Origin of the sequence: Nonomuraea maheshkhaliensis (assembly GCF_039529435.1) — a bacterium.
GTDB classification, from domain to species: Bacteria; Actinomycetota; Actinomycetes; order Streptosporangiales; family Streptosporangiaceae; genus Nonomuraea; species Nonomuraea maheshkhaliensis.
The window spans coordinates 40,914-56,759 of sequence record NZ_BAAAMU010000001.1; the positions used below are offsets into that span (position 1 = coordinate 40,914).

Sequence of the window (15,846 nt, forward strand, 5' to 3'; positions counted from 1 at the left end):
CCGGAATGGGACACGTGGAAGTCGGACATTTGACGTACGTGCTGCCCGACGGGCGGCCGCTGCTCAACGACGTGTCCTTCAGGATCGGCGAAGGCGTCAAGGCCGCGCTCGTCGGGCCCAACGGCGCGGGCAAGACCACGCTGATGCGCCTGATCGCCGGGGACCTGCAGCCCGTCGAGGGCAGCGTGGCCGGCTCCGGCGGCCTGGGCGTGATGCGGCAGTTCATCGGCAGCGTGCGCGACGGCAGCAACGTGCGTGACCTGCTCCTGGGCGTCGCGCCGCCCGAGGTCCGGCACGCCGCCGAGCGGCTCGACCAGGCCGAGCTGGCCATGATGGAGCGCGACGACGAGAAGACGCAGATGCGGTACGCGCAGGCCATCAGCGACTACACCGACGCGGGCGGCTACGAGATCGAGGTGCTCTGGGACACCTGTACGGTGGCCGCGCTCGGCGTCCCCTTCGAAAGACTGAAATATCGGGACGTGGCGACGCTGTCGGGCGGCGAGCAGAAGCGCCTGGTCCTGGAGGCGCTGCTGCGCGGCCCCGACCAGACCCTGCTGCTCGACGAGCCCGACAACTACCTCGACGTCCCCGGCAAGGAATGGCTGGAGCAGCAGCTCAGGGAGACGCCCAAGACCGTGCTGCTGGTCAGCCACGACCGCCAGCTCCTGGCGAACGCGGCCGACCGCATCATCACCGTCGAGTCAGGAAACATCTGGATTCATGGGGGTGGCTTCCGTACGTACGCCGAGGCCCGCAGAGCCCGCAACGAGCGCCTCGACGAGTTGCGCCGGCGCTGGGACGAAGAGCACGCCAAGCTCAAGGCCCTGGTCAACATGCTGAAGAACAAGGCGAGATACAACGACGGCATGGCCCCCGCCTACCACGCCGCCCAGACGCGGCTGCGCAAGTTCGAGGAAGCGGGGCCGCCCGAGGTGGCGCCGGCCGAGCAGAACATCAAGATGCGCCTGCGCGGCGGCCGCACCGGCAAGCGCGCCGTCATCTGCGAGCAGCTTGAGCTCAAGGGCCTGATGCGCCCGTTCGACCTGGAGATCTGGTACGGCGAGCGGGTCGCCGTGCTGGGCTCCAACGGCTCGGGCAAGTCCCACTTCCTGCGCCTGCTGGCGGGCGAGCAGGTCGCCCACGAGGGCGTGGCCAGGCTGGGCGCCCGCGTGGTGCCCGGACACTTCGCCCAGACCCACGCCCGGCCCGACCTGCTCGGCCGCACCCCGGTCGAGATCGTCATGACCGAGCACGCCAGGCTCAAGAACGAGGCCATGAAGATCCTGGCCCGCTACGAGCTGGCGGGGCTGATCGCCGAGCAGCGCTTCGACACCCTGTCGGGCGGCCAGCAGGCGCGGCTGCAGATCCTGCTGCTTGAGCTGTCGGGGGCCACGCTGCTGCTGCTCGACGAGCCGACCGACAACCTCGACCTGGCCAGCGCCGAGGCGCTGCAGGCCGGTCTGGAGGCGTTCGACGGCACGGTGCTGGCGGTCACCCACGACCGCTGGTTCGCCGCTGATTTCGACCGCTATCTGGTGTTCGGCTCCGACGGCACGGTCTACGAGTCGGCAGAGCCGGTCTGGGACGAGACCAGGGTGGTCAGGACCCGCTGATACCCCCGTGATGTCTCGTTGATAAAGAGTTGGTAGGTCTGGCGCGTGTCCCGCGCCAGCCGTGCCCATGCTCGGGTTATCACGGCAAAGTGATCCCGCGTAGCCGAACCGCCAGCCTCCTCGCACTCGGGGCGATCTGCCTCACCGGGTGCGCGAGCGAGGAACAGCCGGTCCAGAAGCTCAAGCCGCTCGCTCTCAAGGAGCAGGTCTCCCATATCGTCAAGTCCGCCGACGGATATGCCGTCACCTGGGCGGGCGTGCTCAGCAACGCCAACCCGTGGCACTTCGGCGAGCACGTGGTGGCCACGATCGTCGGGCACGACGCCAAGGGGGGCGAGGTGCTCAAACTGGACCAGCCGCTCGACGCGGTGCCGCCGGGCGGCACGCTGCCCTTCACCGGCCAGGCCGTCGCCACCCAGAAGCCGGCCAAGGTGACGATCCAGTACCGTCCCGCGCGGTGGCGGCCGGCCGCGCGCATTCCTTCGGCCTTTCAGCGGTTCCCGATCTCGCGGGTCCAGACAATGCGCCAGAAAGATGGCACGTACCTTATTACTGGATATGTCGGCAACCCTTATCAAGTATCGGCGAGCAGTCTGGTCGTGAACGCGATGTTGCGCGACAAAACGGGAAAGCTCATCGGCGGCGGCAGCACCTATGTGGACGACGTGAAGGCCGGCAGCCCGCCGCGTTTCATCCTCACGGTGGGCGGCCTGCCCAGGGGCTCCCAGGTCGCCAAGACCGAGATCGCGGCCAGGACCTGGGGCTCCACCGGCCGTCCCTACGAGGATCTGGCCCTGTCGGGAGCCGTTCCCGTGCACACGGTCAAACCCACCAGCGAGCCGTTCACGGTGGACCGGAGCACGCAGGTGGTGTCCGAGCACAAGCAATAAATATGTCGCGCCTATCCGGAATGTCGGGACAATTTTCCGGTTCTTCGCCTGACAAGTGATGCCTTCGGCGTGGAACCGGTAGAACTGCTAGTTACCGATCCATTACCTTCGGTCACATGACTGACCGCGTTCTGGTCGAAGCACTCCGCGCCCGTGATCCCGCAGCGCTCAGCGCGCTCTACGACGCGTACGCGGAGAGCGTCTACCGCTATTGCTGGTCCCTCCTCCTGAGCGCCGACAGCGCGCAGGTGGCGCTCCGCGACACGCTGATCGCCGCCGAGGCGCACGCCGGCGCGCTGGCCACGCCCGACCGGCTGCGCGCCTGGCTGTTCGCGCTGGCGCGCGCCGAATGCCTGCGGCGCAGAGCCACCGCGCCACCCGGCGCCGCCGAGGCGCTGGCCGAGGCGCCCGTGCCCGACGACCCCGCCGACGCCGATCTGCGCGTCATGGCCTGGAACGCGGTCCACTGCCTGCCCGTGGCCGACAGGGAGCTCCTGGAGCTCGTCCACGGGCACGAACTGCCCGCGTACGAGCTGGCCCAGGTGCTCGCCACACCGCCGCGCCAGGTGGAGCTGCTGCTGGAAGCGGCCCGCGAACGCCTGGGCGACGCGATCACCGTCGAGGTCCTGGCCAGGAAGGGCCCGTACGACTGCCCACGGCGCGCCCGCATCCTGGCCGGGTTCGGCGGCGAGCTGACCAGGGACATGCGCGAGCACCTGATCAGGCACCTGCCGCGGTGCGAGACCTGCGCGCCGCACCGCACCCGCCAGGTGTCCGCGGCCAAGGTGTACGCGCTGCTGCCCGCGCCCGCGCTGCCCGGCAGCCTGCGCGTCAGGGTGATGAGCTGCTTCGCCGACCCCGAGCTCCTGCCCTACCGCCGCTACGTCGCCAGGCGCACCAGTGCGCTGGGCGCCGCCGGGTTTCCCGTTTCCCCGCGGCGACAGGGCAGGCGGTGGCCTAAGGCGGTGGCGGGCACGCTGGCGGCGATCGCGACCGTGGTGGCGATAGCGGTGATCTTCGATCGGATCGGAAGGGAGAACGGCGGGGTGACAGGCGTCGCGACGGCCGCGTTCCCGCCGACGGGTGAGCCTCCGGGCATCCGGCTGCCCTGGCAGGGCGATCCCCACGACTCGCCGCTGAGCGTGGAGCCCATCCTCGACAGCACCACCACGCAGCCTCTGGGCGTGACCGGCACTCCGAGCGGTGCGCCGGCTCCGGCCGTGCCGTCCCAGGTCCGCTCCTCGTCCCCTGGCGCGCCGGCCACGGCGTCGTCCCCACCTGGGTCCCCACCGGGGTCCCCGCCGGGCAAGGACCCCGGCGGGAACGACGGCGCCGCTCCGGACCCCGCTCCCGTGCCGGACGGGCTCCCGTCCGGCACACCCGCGCACGATCCGCCGCCGGGCCGGCCGACGATCGGCTCACCGCCCGGCAGGCCGCCCGGCAGGCCGCACCCGCCCAGGCCCGGCACCCGTACCCCCACTCCGCGCCCGACGCCCACCCCCACACCCACACCGACCCAGACCCCCACTCCGACCGCGACACCGACGGGGACGGTCACCCCGACCCCGACGGAGGAGCCCTCGGCGACCCCGTCGCAAACGGGCAGCTGACCCCCTCGCTCGTCCGGCGCCGGGACCTCGGCTCCCGCGTCGTCCGGCGCCGGGGCCTCCGAGCAGCCGCGTCCCGACCGGCGCCGGCCCGCGAGAGCGTGCCTGTGAATAGGGAGCCTGGCAGCCTGTTCACTTTCACGTGACGTTACGTGAGTGAAGTGCCGGGAACTGTGTGCATAGAGTAACCATCTGTTTTCAGGGGGACCTATGCGCGCATTCCGGGCCGGGCTCCTCGCGGGCTGCCTGCTCGTGGCCGCCTGCCCGCCGGTCCTGGCCGAGCCGGGGCCCTCCGCGCACGACGTCAAGCAGGCCCGCCAGACCGCGCGTGAGAGGTCGAAGCAGCTCAGCCGGACGACCGCCGAGCTGGCCACCGCGCACTCGCGGCTGGAGCGGCTGGCGGCCGAGGTCGAGCGGCTGGTGGAGGCGTACAACGGGGAGATGGTCCGGCTGCGGCAGGCCGAGCAGGCGTACCAGCAGGCCAGAGCCCGGCTGGTGGCGGCCGATGGCGAGGTCGAGCGGGCCAGGCAGGCCGTGGCGCTGCTGGCCACCGAGAGCGGCGGCGGGCTCGGCACGCTCGGGCCGGTCGTCGGCATGCTCATCGACCAGGGCGGCACCGACGGGTTCCTGCACCGTGCCAGCGTGCTCGGGCACCTGAGCGGCGAGCGGGCCGCGGTCCTCGGCCGGATGCGCGACGCCCAGGAGGTGGCCGCGATCCTGCGCATCCACGCCGACAGCGCGTACGCGGCCCAGCAGGCCGCCTCGGAGCGCGCCCGGCTGGCCAAGCTCGCCGCCGAGCGGGCGGTGGCCGGGCAGCGGCGCGAGACCAGGGAGCTCACGGCGCGCAAGCAGACCCTGCAGCGCAAGGTCGACGCCGCCCGTACCCGCGCCGACCTGCTGGCCAGGCGGCGCACGGCGGCGCTGGCCGGGCTCGTCGCCGGCGGCTCGGCCATGGGCGACCTGGCTGCGAACTGGGCGCTCACCCAGCTCGGCAAGCCTTACGTGTGGGCGGCCGCGGGACCGGAGACGTACGACTGCTCAGGCTTGACGATGCGGGCGTGGGAGAAGGTCGGCGTGCGCCTCGACCACTGGACGGGCACGCAGTGGACCTCGGGCCCTCACGTGCCGCTCGACCAGCTGCGCCGCGGCGACCTGCTCTTCTTCGCCCACGTCACCGGCGACCCCTCGACCATCCACCACGTCGGCATCTACGTCGGACGCGGTCAGATGGTGCACGCGCCGCAGACCGGCGACGTGGTGCGGGTCGCCTCGATCTGGCGCGGAGACCTGGTGGGCGCCACCAGGCCCGCCGCCGCGTGAGGCGTCAGTGGTGGCCTTCCTCCTTGGCGCGCCGGAACGAGCGCTCGATCTCGGCCTCGGCCTCGATGCGGCCGACCCAGTTGGCGCCCTCGACCGACTTGCCGGGCTCCAGGTCCTTGTAGACCTCGAAGAAGTGCTGGATCTCCAGCCGGTCGAACTCCGACACGTGATGGATGTCCTGGATGTGATGCATCCGGGGGTCGGTGGACGGCACGCAGAGCACCTTGTCGTCACCGCCCTTCTCGTCGGTCATCCGGAACATCCCCACCGCGCGGCACGTGATGTAGCAACCGGGGAACGTCGGCTCCTGCAGCAGCACCAGCGCGTCCAACGGGTCGCCGTCCTCACCGAGGGTGTTCTCGATGAAGCCGTAGTCGGCGGGGTACTGCGTGGAGGTGAACAGGAGCCGGTCAAGCCTGATCTTCCCGGTCTCGTGGTCCACTTCGTACTTGTTCCGTTGCCCCTTGGGAATCTCAACGACAACGTCGAACTCCACCGCGGTTCCTCCGCTCAGGCCCCCGGGAACCCCCGGTTGGGCGTTAATGTCTCGTAGGCGAACACAGGAGAGAGGGCAGGCGACGTGGCGCGGCGCGACCAGTGGGTGATGCTGACCACCCTCGCCGTGCTCCAAACCCTGACGATCGTCACCGGCGTCTACGCGATGACCACCGACTTCAGCCTGAGCGCGCTGACGAGCGGATCGACACCCACCGGCCCGACGGCGTCGTCACCGGCGGAAGGCTCTTCCCCCGTCCCCGTGGTCACCTCCGGGCCAGTGCTGGCCCAACTGCCGGTGAAGCCCGGAGACGGACCTCTCCCGACTAAGGGTACTTTGACGCGCCAGCTCACCGGCGCCCTGGGTGACAAAGCGCTCGGCGGCCGGGTGGGCGCGGTCGTGATCGACACGGTCACCGGCGAGCAGATCTTCGCCTCCAACGCCGACCTGGCCATCACCCCCGCGTCCACCACGAAGATCGTCACCTGCGCCGCGGCCCTGGCCGCGCTCGGCCCCGACACCCGCCTGTCCACCCGCGTCGTCCAGGGCCCCAAGCCCGGCACCGCGATCCTCGTCGGCGGCGGCGACCCCCTCCTCGCCGGCCCCGCCGCCAAGGGCGACGACTATCCGAAGCAGGCCAGCCTGATCACCCTCGCCCGCCGCACCGCCGCCACGCTCAAGGCGCAGAACATCCGCAAGATCACTCTTTCGTACGACACCTCCCTCTTCTCCGGCACCCCCAAGGCGCCCGGCTGGAAGAGCAACTACATCCCCGACGGCGAGGTGGCCCCCGTCTACGCCCTCACCATGGACGAGGGCAGGCAGGACCCCCGCTTCCGCAGCCCCCGCGTCGCCGACCCGCCCCGCTACGCCGCCGCGGCCTTCGCCCGGCTGCTCGCCAAGCAGGGCATCGCCGTCGCCAAGTCCGTACGCCAGGCCAAGGCCCAGCCGGGGGCCGCCGAGCTCGGCAAGGTCGACTCCGCCCCCCTCTACGCCCTGGTCGAGCACACGCTCACCCGCAGCGACAACGATCTCGCCGAGGCCCTGCTGCGCCACGTCGCCATCAAGCAGGGCAAGCCCGCGACGTTCGACGGCGGCGCCGGCGCCGTGATCGCCGTCCTGCGGCGCCTCGGAGCCGGCCAGAACGTCGCGCTGTCCGACGGCAGCGGCCTGTCCATCCGCAACCGCATCAGCCCCAACGCCCTGGCCAAGGTCCTCGCCCTGTCCGGCTCGGCCGCCCACCCCGAACTGCGCGCCGTCGCCTCCGGCATGCCGATCGCCGGCTTCTCCGGCACGCTCGGCAACGGCCGCCGCTTCACCAGGAGCGACAGCAAGGGCCAGGTCGGTCTCGTACGCGCCAAGACCGGCACCCTCAACAACATCAACACGCTGGCCGGGATGGCCACGACGAAGGACGGGCGGCTGGTCACGTTCGCCTTCATGGCCGACCGCGTACCCCTCAACGCCGAGCCCGTTCTCGACCGGCTGGCCGCCACCGTGGCACGTTCCTGACGCGCTCCTTCGCAGCCGTGGGGAGAACCACGTACGGTGGACGGTATGCAGGTGATCGACTGGGATCTGGCCGTCACGACCGGCACGCGCCTGGTGCGCCCCGGTCCTCAGGTGAGCCGGGAGGAGGCCAGGCAGGCCGTCACCGAGCTCCGCACCCTGTCGCGCGAGGCCGAGGGGCACGTGCGCGAGTTCACGAAGATTCACACCGAGACCGCGCCGCAGCCGGCCACCATCGTGGACCGGCCCGGCTGGATCAAGGCCAACGTCGAGGGTTTCCGGGTGGTGCTCGAGCCCCTGACCCAGCGCATGGGCAGCGGCGACAACCAGCCGCCCGCCATCGTCACGGCCGTGGGGTCCCGCATCACGGGCGTCGAGGTGGGCGCCGTCCTGGCCTTCCTCGCCTCGCGCGTACTCGGCCAGTACGAGCTGTTCCTCCCACCCGACCCCACGGGCAAGGAGGCCGCCGGCCGCCTGACCCTCGTGGCCCCCAACATCGTCCACGCCGAGCGCGAGATGGGCGTCGACCCCCACGACTTCCGCCTGTGGGTCTGCCTGCACGAGGAGACCCACCGGGTGCAGTTCACCGGGGTCAAGTGGCTGCGCGAATACGTGCGCGGGCAGATGACCGAGTTCCTGCTCGCCTCCGACCTCGACCTGCCCACCCTGCTCGAACGGCTGCGCAACGCCGCCGACACGGTGGCCGACGTGGTGCGCGGCGGCGAGGGCAACCTCATCGACGCCATCCAGTCGCCCGGCCAGAAGGAGATCCTCGACCGCCTGACCGCCGTCATGACCCTCGTCGAGGGCCACGGAGACTACGTCATGGACGCGGTAGGCCCGTCGGTGGTCCCCTCGGTGGCCGACATCCGCGCCAAGTTCGCCCAGCGCCGCGAGGGCGGCTCCCGCCTGGACCGCACGGTGCGGCGGCTGCTGGGGATCGAGGTCAAGATGAAGCAGTACGCGGAGGGCTCGGCCTTCGTCCGCACGGTGGTGGACCGGGTGGGGATGGACGGCTTCAACAAGATCTGGACCTCCCCGCAAACCCTCCCCACGACCCCGGAAATCGCCGACCCCACCCTCTGGATCACCCGAGTGATCGGCACCCCAGCCCTCCCCGCCTAGCACCACGGTCTTCGGCACCCCACCCCGCTTCCCCGTCCGATCCGACGTCCGCCTCATTCGCCCCGCGCCGCGTCGGCGGGGTGTGGTGCGGTGGTGCCCCGCGCTGGTGTACGACGCCCGGCTTGCCCGTGTCGGTGTTGCCCACCCCCCCTACGCCCCTTCACCGCCCTTCCCGGCGACGCGGCTCAAGGAGTCTGCCGTCGCGTTGGGGGATGGGGGCGCGGGAGAATGGGGGTGTGGGGCCGCATCCGGCTGTTGCCGACGTTCGCAGGGCAGTGCGTGAGGCGCTGGCCGACGTGCCGGCGGGCGCGCTCGTGCTGGTCGCGTGCAGTGGCGGGGCCGATTCGCTGGCGTTGGCCGCCGCGCTCTCCTTCGTCGCACCCCGTGCGCGCCTGCGCGCGGGGCTGGTCACCGTGGATCACCAGCTGCAGGAGGGGTCGGCGCAGCGGGCGGAAGCGGTGGTGAAGGTGGCCCAGGGCATGGGGCTGGAGCCTGCCGAAGCGCTCACCGTCACCGTGGGCGCGCAAGGAGGACCCGAGGCGGCGGCGCGGGAGGCCAGGTACGCGGCGCTGACCGAGGCGGCCGACCGGCTGAAGGCGGAGACGGTGCTGCTCGGCCACACCAGGGACGACCAGGCGGAGACGGTGCTGCTGGGCCTGGCCAGAGGCAGCGGCCCGCGGTCGTTGTCGGGCATGGCCGCCAGGTCAGGTCGTTACCGGCGACCCCTGCTCGACCTGCCCAGAGCCACCACCGTGGCCGCCTGCCAAGCCTTGAGCCTCACCCCCTGGGACGACCCGCACAACGAGGACCACCGCTACACCCGCGTCCGCGTCCGCCGTACGGTGCTGCCGGTGCTGGAGGCGGAGCTGGGCCCGGGGGTGGCGGAGGCGCTCGCGAGGACGGCGGGGCTGGCGAGACAGGACGCGGACGCGCTCGATGAATGGGCCGATTCGGCGTACCAGAATTGCGCTCTTAGCGATATCGGCGGGTCGATAAAGGTGACCGTGGCCGAGGTGGAAAAGCTGCCCGACGCCGTCAGGCGGAGGGTGCTGAGGCGGGCCGCGCTCGCCGCCGGCGCCCCGTCCGGCGCCTTGTCGGCCACCCACGTCATGGCCGTGGACCGGCTGGTCACGGACTGGCGCGGGCAGAAAGCGGTGGACCTGCCCGGGGGTCTGTCCGCCGTCCGGCGATATGGCACCCTGATATTCGCCATCAGTCCCATCGCGTAAGGAACCACACGTGGACGCAGCCGACATGGGCAATGACCTGGAAAAGGTCCTCATTCCCGAGGACGAGCTCCAGGCCAAGATCAAAGAGCTCGCCGGCCGGATCGACGAGGACTACGCGGGCCAGGACGTCCTGCTCGTGGGTGTGTTGAAGGGCGCGGTCATGGTGATGGCCGACCTGGCCAGAGCGTTGCACGTGCCGGTGCAGATGGACTGGATGGCGGTGTCCTCGTACGGCGCGGGCACCAGGTCGTCCGGCGTCGTCCGCGTGCTGAAGGACCTCGACACCGACATCCTCAACCGCCATGTGCTCATCGTCGAGGACATCATCGACTCCGGCCTGACCCTCCACTGGCTGCTGGAAAACCTGAAGTCGCGTAATCCTGCCTCGCTGGAGATCTGCACCGCGCTGCGGAAACCCGACGCGGTGAAGGTGCCCATCGAGGTGAAATACGTCGGCTTCGACATTCCCAGTGAGTTCGTGATCGGTTATGGGCTCGACTACGCGGAGCGATACCGGAACCTGCCGTTCATCGGCACTCTGGCGCCGCACGTATATAAGTAGGACTCTCCGCGATGGCCGGGAACATCGCGCAACGTGACGTACGTTGATAGGGCAAGACCGGTGTAGCGGGCGGGTCCCTCCGTGCGCCGTGCCGGTGTACCTTCAGACTCCGGGAGGGTGACCTCGCGTCCCCTTCGGGTAGTCAGAAGTCGCGGTGTCGGATGCCGCGGCCCCGGGCCAGCCCGGGGTTCCAGGCCATGGTCAGGAAGGGACGGGCCCGCAAGGGGTTCCGCATCGGATGGATCTCAAGCGATTTACACGTGGGCCACTGCTGTGGATCCTGGGCATCGTCGTGCTGCTCCTGCTCGTCACCCAGCTCTGGAGTGGCGGCGGAAATTACAAGACGGCCGACACGTCCTTGGTCCTTCAGCAGATTCGCGCCGGAAACGTCAGCAACGCCAAGATCGTTGACAAGGACAACCGGATCGAGGTGACGCTGACCAACCCCGTTCCGGTCAAACCGGGTGACGCGCCGACGAAACTGATCCAGTCCGACTGGGTCACCGGTTACGGCGCCAAGCTGACCGACGAGCTGCAGGCTCAGGTCGTCGCGGGCAAGACGAAGAGCTTCACGACCGAGGTGCCGCAGGAGAACATCCTGCTCAGCCTGCTGGTGAGCTTCCTGCCGATCGTCATCATCGTGCTGATCTTCCTGTTCATCATGAACCAGATGCAGGGCGGCGGCTCGCGAGTGATGAACTTCGGCAAGTCGAAGGCCAAGCTCATCACGAAGGACACCCCCAAGACCACCTTCGCCGACGTCGCCGGCGCGGACGAGGCCATCGAGGAGCTCCAGGAGATCAAGGAGTTCCTCCAGGCCCCGGCCAAGTTCCAGGCGATCGGCGCCAAGATCCCCAAGGGCGTGCTGCTGTACGGCCCGCCCGGCACCGGCAAGACGCTGCTGGCGCGCGCCGTCGCCGGTGAGGCCGGGGTGCCGTTCTACTCGATCTCCGGTTCCGACTTCGTCGAGATGTTCGTCGGCGTCGGCGCCTCGCGCGTGCGCGACCTGTTCGAGCAGGCCAAGGCCAACGCCCCGGCGATCATCTTCATCGACGAGATCGACGCCGTCGGCCGCCACCGCGGCGCCGGCCTGGGCGGCGGTCACGACGAGCGCGAGCAGACGCTCAACCAGCTGCTGGTCGAGATGGACGGCTTCGACGTCAAGGGCGGCGTGATCCTCATCGCCGCGACCAACCGGCCCGACATCCTCGACCCGGCGCTGCTGCGTCCTGGCCGCTTCGACCGGCAGGTCACCGTCGACCGTCCCGACCTCGAGGGCCGCAAGGGCGTCCTGCGGGTCCACGGCCGCGGCAAGCCGTTCGCCCCCGACGTCGACCTCGACGTCATCGCGCGCCGCACCCCCGGGTTCACCGGCGCCGACCTGGCCAACGTGATCAACGAGGCCGCCCTGCTCACCGCGCGGGCCGACCAGAAGCTGATCACGATGGACACCCTTGAGGAGTCGATCGACCGTGTCATGGCAGGGCCCGAGCGCAAGACGCGGGTCATGTCCGACAAGGAGAAGAAGATGATCGCCTACCACGAGGGCGGTCACGCACTGGTGGCGCACGCGCTACCCAATTCCGACCCGGTCCACAAGATCACGATCCTGTCCCGTGGCCGCGCCCTCGGATACACGATGACGCTGCCGATGGAGGACAAGTTCCTGGCCACCAGGTCCGAGATGATGGACCAGCTCGCGATGCTGCTCGGCGGCCGCGCGGCGGAGGAGCTCGTCTTCCACGAGCCCACCACCGGCGCCTCCAACGACATCGAGAAGGCCACCGCCGTCGCCCGCCGCATGGTGACCGAATACGGCATGAGCGAGCAGCTCGGCGCCCGTAAGTTCGGCAGCGGCCAGGCGGAGGTCTTCCTGGGCCGCGAGATGGGCCACGAGCGCGACTACTCCGAGAAGATCGCCTCCACGATCGACGAGGAGGTCCGCCGGATGATCGAGACGGCGCACGACCAGGCCTGGGACATCCTGGTGCAATACCGCGACGTGCTCGACAACCTGGTGCTGGAGCTCATGGAGAAGGAGACCCTCTCCCGCGCCCAGGTGCTGGAGATCTTCGCGCCGGTGGTCGTCAAGGAGCACCGCCCGTCCTACGCGGGCTACGGCAAGCGGCTCCCCTCCGACCGCCCGCCGATCCTGACGCCGAAGGAGCAGTCGGCCAACGGCTCGCTCACCGCGGGGCATCAGGGCGCACTGCCGTCAGGGGACAGTGCGTGACACAGCACGACGTCGACCTGGGGCGGATCGAGAAGGCCGTACGCGAGATCCTCTACGCCATCGGCGAGGATCCCGATCGTGACGGTCTGATCGAGACGCCCGCCCGGGTCGCCCGCGCGATGGCCGAGCAGTACTCCGGGCTCGGCCAGACGCCGGAAGAGGTGCTCACGAAGGTCTTCGACGTCGATCACGACGAGATGGTGCTCGTGCGCGACATCGAGGTCTACTCGACCTGTGAGCACCATCTGGTCCCGTTCCACGGCCTGGCCCACGTCGGCTACATCCCCAACACCAAGGGCCAGGTCACGGGCCTGTCGAAGCTGGCCCGCCTGGTCGACGTCTACGCCCGCCGCCCCCAGGTGCAGGAGCGCATGACGTCCCAGATCGCCGACGCGCTGATGCGCGTGCTGGAGCCGCGCGGAGTGATCGTGGTGGTGGAGGCCGAGCACCTGTGCATGACCATGCGCGGCGTACGCAAGCCGGGCGCGAAGACCGTCACCTCCGCCGTCCGCGGCAGTTTCCGCAGCAGCGACAGCACCCGATCCGAGGCGATGGCGCTCATCCTGGGCCGCTGAGGACGAACGGGGTACCCACGATGTCAGCAAGTGTGGGGAAGCGCCTAGGCTTGGCCCATGACTAGCGTGCCCATCAGCGTGCCGGGAGGTGCGGAGCGGTGCCTCGTCATGGGCGTGGTCAATGTGACGCCCGATTCGTTCTCCGACGGCGGCCTGTGGTTCGACGAGGCGGCCGCCATCCAGCACGGCCTTGAGCTGGTGCGCGAGGGCGCCGACATCGTCGACGTGGGCGGCGAGTCCACCCGTCCAGGCGCGGCCAGGGTCTCGCTCGAAGAGGAGCTGGCCAGGGTCGTCCCGGTGATCAGGGCGCTGCGCTCGGAGGGCGTTGCGGTCAGCGTCGACACGATGCGCGCCGAGGTGGCCAAGGCCGCGGTGGAGGCGGGCGCCCAGCTCGTCAACGACGTGAGCGGCGGTCTGGCCGATCCCGAGATGCCGCGCGTGGTGGCCGCGACCGGCGTCACCTACGTCGTGATGCACTGGCGCGGCCACAGCCATGACATGGACACCCGCGCCGTCTACGCCGACGTGGTCACGGAGGTGCGCGAGGAGCTGAGCAAGCGAGTCGACCTGGTGCTGGCGGAGGGGGTCACGGAGGAGCAGATCGTGCTCGATCCCGGTCTCGGCTTCGCCAAGAACGCCGAGCACAACTGGGCGTTGCTCGCGGGCATCCCTGAGCTGACGGAGCTGGGTTATCCGTTGCTCATCGGGGCGTCGCGCAAGCGTTTCCTGGGGCGGCTGCTGGCCGACGCCGACGGCACGCCCCGGCCGTTCAGCCGCAGCGACGACGCCACGCTGGCCGTGACCGCGCTGGCCGCGCAGGCCGGCGCGTGGTGCGTACGCGTGCACGAAGTAGGTCCCAATGCCGATGCCGTGCGCGTGGCAGCCGCATGGAAGAGAGCCGGAGCCAACACATGAGCGTCGACACCGCCGCCATCGAGACGGTCAACCAGGAGTTCTACACCGCGATCGAGAGCGCGGACCTGGACAAGATGACGGAGATCTGGGCCGAGGACACCACCGACGACCAGGTGAGCTGCGTCCATCCGGGCTGGACCCTGCTGACGGGCCGCTCCGAGGTGCTGCGGTCGTGGGCCCTGATCATGGCCAACACGACCTACATCCAGTTCGTGCTGACCGACGTCAACACGACCGTGCTGGGTGACGTGGCCGTCCTGACCTGTGTGGAGAACATCCTGACCGCGGGCGAGGAGGGTGAGGCCAGTTTCGCCGCGGGCAAGGTGGTGGCGAGCAACGTCTACCTCCGCACCCCGCAGGGCTGGCGCCTGTGGATGCACCACGGCTCGCCGGTGCTGCAAGGGGATGACGACGAGGAGGAGGAAGGCGAGCTTGAGCCCTGATCGCATCACTCTCAAGGGCCTGCGGGCCAGGGGGAGACACGGCGTGCTCGCCGCCGAGCGGGAGCTCGGGCAGGAGTTCGTGGTGGACGCGACGTTGTTCCTCGACACCGCGCCGGCGGCGGCCGGCGACGACCTGACCAAGACCGTCCACTACGGGGAGCTGGCGCAGGCGCTGGTCGAGGTGGTGGAGGGCGAGCCGGTCGAGCTGATCGAGACGCTCGCGCAGCGCCTGGCGGACGTGTGCCTGGCGGGCGAGCCGGTGCGTAAGGTCGAGGTGAGCGTGCACAAGCCGGCGGCGCCGATCCCGCTGCCGTTCGACGACGTGATCGTGACGATTGAGCGGAGCCGCGGATGAAGGTCGTGCTCTCTCTCGGCAGCAACCTGGGGCACCGGTTCCAGACGTTGCAGGGTGCCGTGGACACCCTTTTCGACGCACCGGGGCTGGAGTTCGTCAAGGCGTCCCCCGTCTACGAGACCGACCCCGTAGGAGGGCCGGAGGGGCAGCGGCCCTTCCTCAACGCGATCGTGGTGGCCGAGACGACGCTCGCGCCGCGCACCCTGCTGGAGCGGGCCCAGAGCGTGGAGAACGCCTTCGGCCGCGTACGCGAGGAGCGCTGGGGCCCGCGCACCCTCGACATCGACCTGATCGTGGTGGGCGACCAGGTCAGCGACGACCCTGACCTGACGCTGCCGCATCCACGGGCCCACGAGCGCGCGTTCGTGCTCGTGCCCTGGTCGAAGGCCGACCCCGAGGGTGTGGTCCCGGGGCACGGCCGGGTGGCGGAGTTGCTGGAGGCGGTCGAGGAGCAGGGCGTGCGGCTGCGCGACGATCTCAAGCTGCAGAGGCCCGATTGAAGCCCACCCATCCCGGCCTCCTGGCCGGCATCTTCGCCGTCCTCGCCCTGCTGACCTGGGCGCTGATCCGGCCGATCTACTCCGAGCTGCCTCTCATGCCCTGGACCGCGATCCCCACGGTCCTGCTGCTGGCCGTCGGCGAGGGCTACAGCGGCTGGGCGACCAAGGCCAGGATCGCCAGGAAGCCCGACACCAAGCCGGTCGAGCCGCTGGCCGTGGCCCGGCTGGCCGCCCTGGCGAAGGCGTCGGCGTACGCGGGGGCGGCCTTCGGCGGGATCTTCGCCGGATTCGCCCTGCACACCGTGCAGCTGCTCGACCGGGAGACGCCGCGCGGCGAGTTCTTCGTCTCGGCCGGGTCGTTCGTGTCGTGCGTCGTGCTGGTCTGCGCCGCCCTCTACCTGGAGCACGCCTGCCGCATCCCCAAGGATCCGGAAGAACAGGGCCAGTACCGGCAGAACGGACGCGACTAGG

At 70.2% G+C, this 15,846-nt stretch carries 16 protein-coding genes; 15 read left to right on the top strand and 1 reads right to left on the bottom strand.

The genetic code is table 11. From position 1 onward, the window contains the following. The first annotated feature begins 5 nt into the window (after nt 1-5). The 4 genes from ABFX54_RS00205 (at nt 6) to ABFX54_RS00220 (ending at nt 5,433) form a co-directional block, all read left to right on the top strand. The gene (locus ABFX54_RS00205; RefSeq protein WP_346100787.1) at nt 6-1,616 is read left to right on the top strand and encodes an ABC-F family ATP-binding cassette domain-containing protein; all 1,611 of its coding nucleotides are present in this window, start codon (nt 6-8) and stop codon (nt 1,614-1,616) included. A gap of 89 nt (nt 1,617-1,705) precedes the next feature. Beyond that, nucleotides 1,706-2,506 carry a hypothetical protein gene (locus ABFX54_RS00210; protein ID WP_346100788.1) on the top strand — a complete coding sequence of 267 codons (801 nt, stop codon included), beginning with the start codon at nt 1,706-1,708 and terminating at the stop codon, nt 2,504-2,506. A 116-nt stretch (nt 2,507-2,622) separates the two neighbouring features. Beyond that, nucleotides 2,623-4,116 carry an RNA polymerase sigma factor gene (locus tag ABFX54_RS00215; protein ID WP_346100789.1) on the top strand — a complete coding sequence of 498 codons (1,494 nt, stop codon included), beginning with the start codon at nt 2,623-2,625 and terminating at the stop codon, nt 4,114-4,116. 207 nt (nt 4,117-4,323) lie between these two features. Then, complete coding sequence (locus ABFX54_RS00220) at nt 4,324-5,433, top strand: C40 family peptidase (protein ID WP_346100790.1); 1,110 nt, start codon at nt 4,324-4,326, stop codon at nt 5,431-5,433. A 4-nt stretch (nt 5,434-5,437) separates the two neighbouring features. Here ABFX54_RS00220 and ABFX54_RS00225 read toward each other — a convergent pair whose 3' ends face one another. After that, a complete protein-coding gene (locus tag ABFX54_RS00225; protein WP_043615308.1) occupies nt 5,438-5,929 on the bottom strand; it encodes an inorganic diphosphatase in 492 nt (163 codons plus the stop codon). Between the two features lie 84 nt (nt 5,930-6,013). Between ABFX54_RS00225 and dacB the strand changes: the two genes are divergently transcribed. From dacB to ABFX54_RS00280, 11 genes are all read left to right on the top strand, one after another. After that, nucleotides 6,014-7,441, top strand: a complete 1,428-nt coding sequence (gene dacB / locus ABFX54_RS00230) for a D-alanyl-D-alanine carboxypeptidase/D-alanyl-D-alanine endopeptidase (RefSeq protein ID WP_346100791.1) — start codon at nt 6,014-6,016, stop codon at nt 7,439-7,441. Nucleotides 7,442-7,486: 45 nt separating this feature from the next. Then, entirely contained in the window at nt 7,487-8,563 is a 1,077-nt protein-coding gene (locus ABFX54_RS00235; RefSeq protein ID WP_346100792.1) for a zinc-dependent metalloprotease, read from the top strand. 212 nt (nt 8,564-8,775) lie between these two features. After that, entirely contained in the window at nt 8,776-9,792 is a 1,017-nt protein-coding gene (gene tilS / locus ABFX54_RS00240; RefSeq protein ID WP_346100793.1) for a tRNA lysidine(34) synthetase TilS, read from the top strand. Between the two features lie 10 nt (nt 9,793-9,802). Beyond that, nucleotides 9,803-10,354 carry a hypoxanthine phosphoribosyltransferase gene (hpt, locus tag ABFX54_RS00245; protein ID WP_346100794.1) on the top strand — a complete coding sequence of 184 codons (552 nt, stop codon included), beginning with the start codon at nt 9,803-9,805 and terminating at the stop codon, nt 10,352-10,354. A 238-nt stretch (nt 10,355-10,592) separates the two neighbouring features. Continuing rightward, the gene (gene ftsH / locus ABFX54_RS00250; protein WP_346100795.1) at nt 10,593-12,587 is read left to right on the top strand and encodes an ATP-dependent zinc metalloprotease FtsH; all 1,995 of its coding nucleotides are present in this window, start codon (nt 10,593-10,595) and stop codon (nt 12,585-12,587) included. Next, nucleotides 12,584-13,162, top strand: a complete 579-nt coding sequence (gene folE / locus ABFX54_RS00255) for a GTP cyclohydrolase I FolE (protein WP_106243473.1) — start codon at nt 12,584-12,586, stop codon at nt 13,160-13,162. Before ftsH ends, folE begins: the two co-directional genes overlap by 4 nt. A 57-nt stretch (nt 13,163-13,219) precedes the next feature. Then, nucleotides 13,220-14,077: a dihydropteroate synthase gene (gene folP, locus ABFX54_RS00260; protein WP_346100796.1), complete on the top strand. Its 858-nt coding sequence runs from the start codon at nt 13,220-13,222 to the stop codon at nt 14,075-14,077. Then, on the top strand, nt 14,074-14,520 hold the full coding sequence (locus tag ABFX54_RS00265) for a nuclear transport factor 2 family protein (RefSeq protein ID WP_346100797.1): 447 nt from the start codon (nt 14,074-14,076) through the stop codon (nt 14,518-14,520). Before folP ends, ABFX54_RS00265 begins: the two co-directional genes overlap by 4 nt. Continuing rightward, a complete protein-coding gene (gene folB / locus ABFX54_RS00270; protein ID WP_106243479.1) occupies nt 14,483-14,875 on the top strand; it encodes a dihydroneopterin aldolase in 393 nt (130 codons plus the stop codon). The genes ABFX54_RS00265 and folB overlap by 38 nt, the downstream gene beginning before the upstream one ends. Beyond that, nucleotides 14,872-15,375, top strand: a complete 504-nt coding sequence (folK, locus tag ABFX54_RS00275) for a 2-amino-4-hydroxy-6-hydroxymethyldihydropteridine diphosphokinase (protein WP_346100798.1) — start codon at nt 14,872-14,874, stop codon at nt 15,373-15,375. The genes folB and folK overlap by 4 nt, the downstream gene beginning before the upstream one ends. Next, nucleotides 15,372-15,845 (top strand): DUF3180 domain-containing protein, encoded by a 474-nt coding sequence (locus tag ABFX54_RS00280; RefSeq protein ID WP_346100799.1) that lies wholly within the window; start codon nt 15,372-15,374, stop codon nt 15,843-15,845. Before folK ends, ABFX54_RS00280 begins: the two co-directional genes overlap by 4 nt. Nucleotide 15,846 lies beyond the last annotated feature (1 nt).

Excerpts from the sequence above, each read along its gene's own strand:
- ABFX54_RS00265 (WP_346100797.1), top strand. The coding sequence starts at position 14,074 with ATGAGCGTCGACACCGCCGCCATCGAGACGGTCAACCAGGAGTTCTAC.
- folP (WP_346100796.1), top strand. The coding sequence starts at position 13,220 with ATGACTAGCGTGCCCATCAGCGTGCCGGGAGGTGCGGAGCGGTGCCTC.
- tilS (WP_346100793.1), top strand. The coding sequence starts at position 8,776 with ATGGGGGCGCGGGAGAATGGGGGTGTGGGGCCGCATCCGGCTGTTGCC.
- ABFX54_RS00235 (WP_346100792.1), top strand. The coding sequence starts at position 7,487 with ATGCAGGTGATCGACTGGGATCTGGCCGTCACGACCGGCACGCGCCTG.
- folB (WP_106243479.1), top strand. The coding sequence starts at position 14,483 with ATGACGACGAGGAGGAGGAAGGCGAGCTTGAGCCCTGATCGCATCACT.
- ftsH (WP_346100795.1), top strand. The coding sequence starts at position 10,593 with ATGGATCTCAAGCGATTTACACGTGGGCCACTGCTGTGGATCCTGGGC.
- ABFX54_RS00215 (WP_346100789.1), top strand. The coding sequence starts at position 2,623 with ATGACTGACCGCGTTCTGGTCGAAGCACTCCGCGCCCGTGATCCCGCA.
- ABFX54_RS00205 (WP_346100787.1), top strand. The coding sequence starts at position 6 with ATGGGACACGTGGAAGTCGGACATTTGACGTACGTGCTGCCCGACGGG.
- folK (WP_346100798.1), top strand. The coding sequence starts at position 14,872 with ATGAAGGTCGTGCTCTCTCTCGGCAGCAACCTGGGGCACCGGTTCCAG.
- ABFX54_RS00220 (WP_346100790.1), top strand. The coding sequence starts at position 4,324 with ATGCGCGCATTCCGGGCCGGGCTCCTCGCGGGCTGCCTGCTCGTGGCC.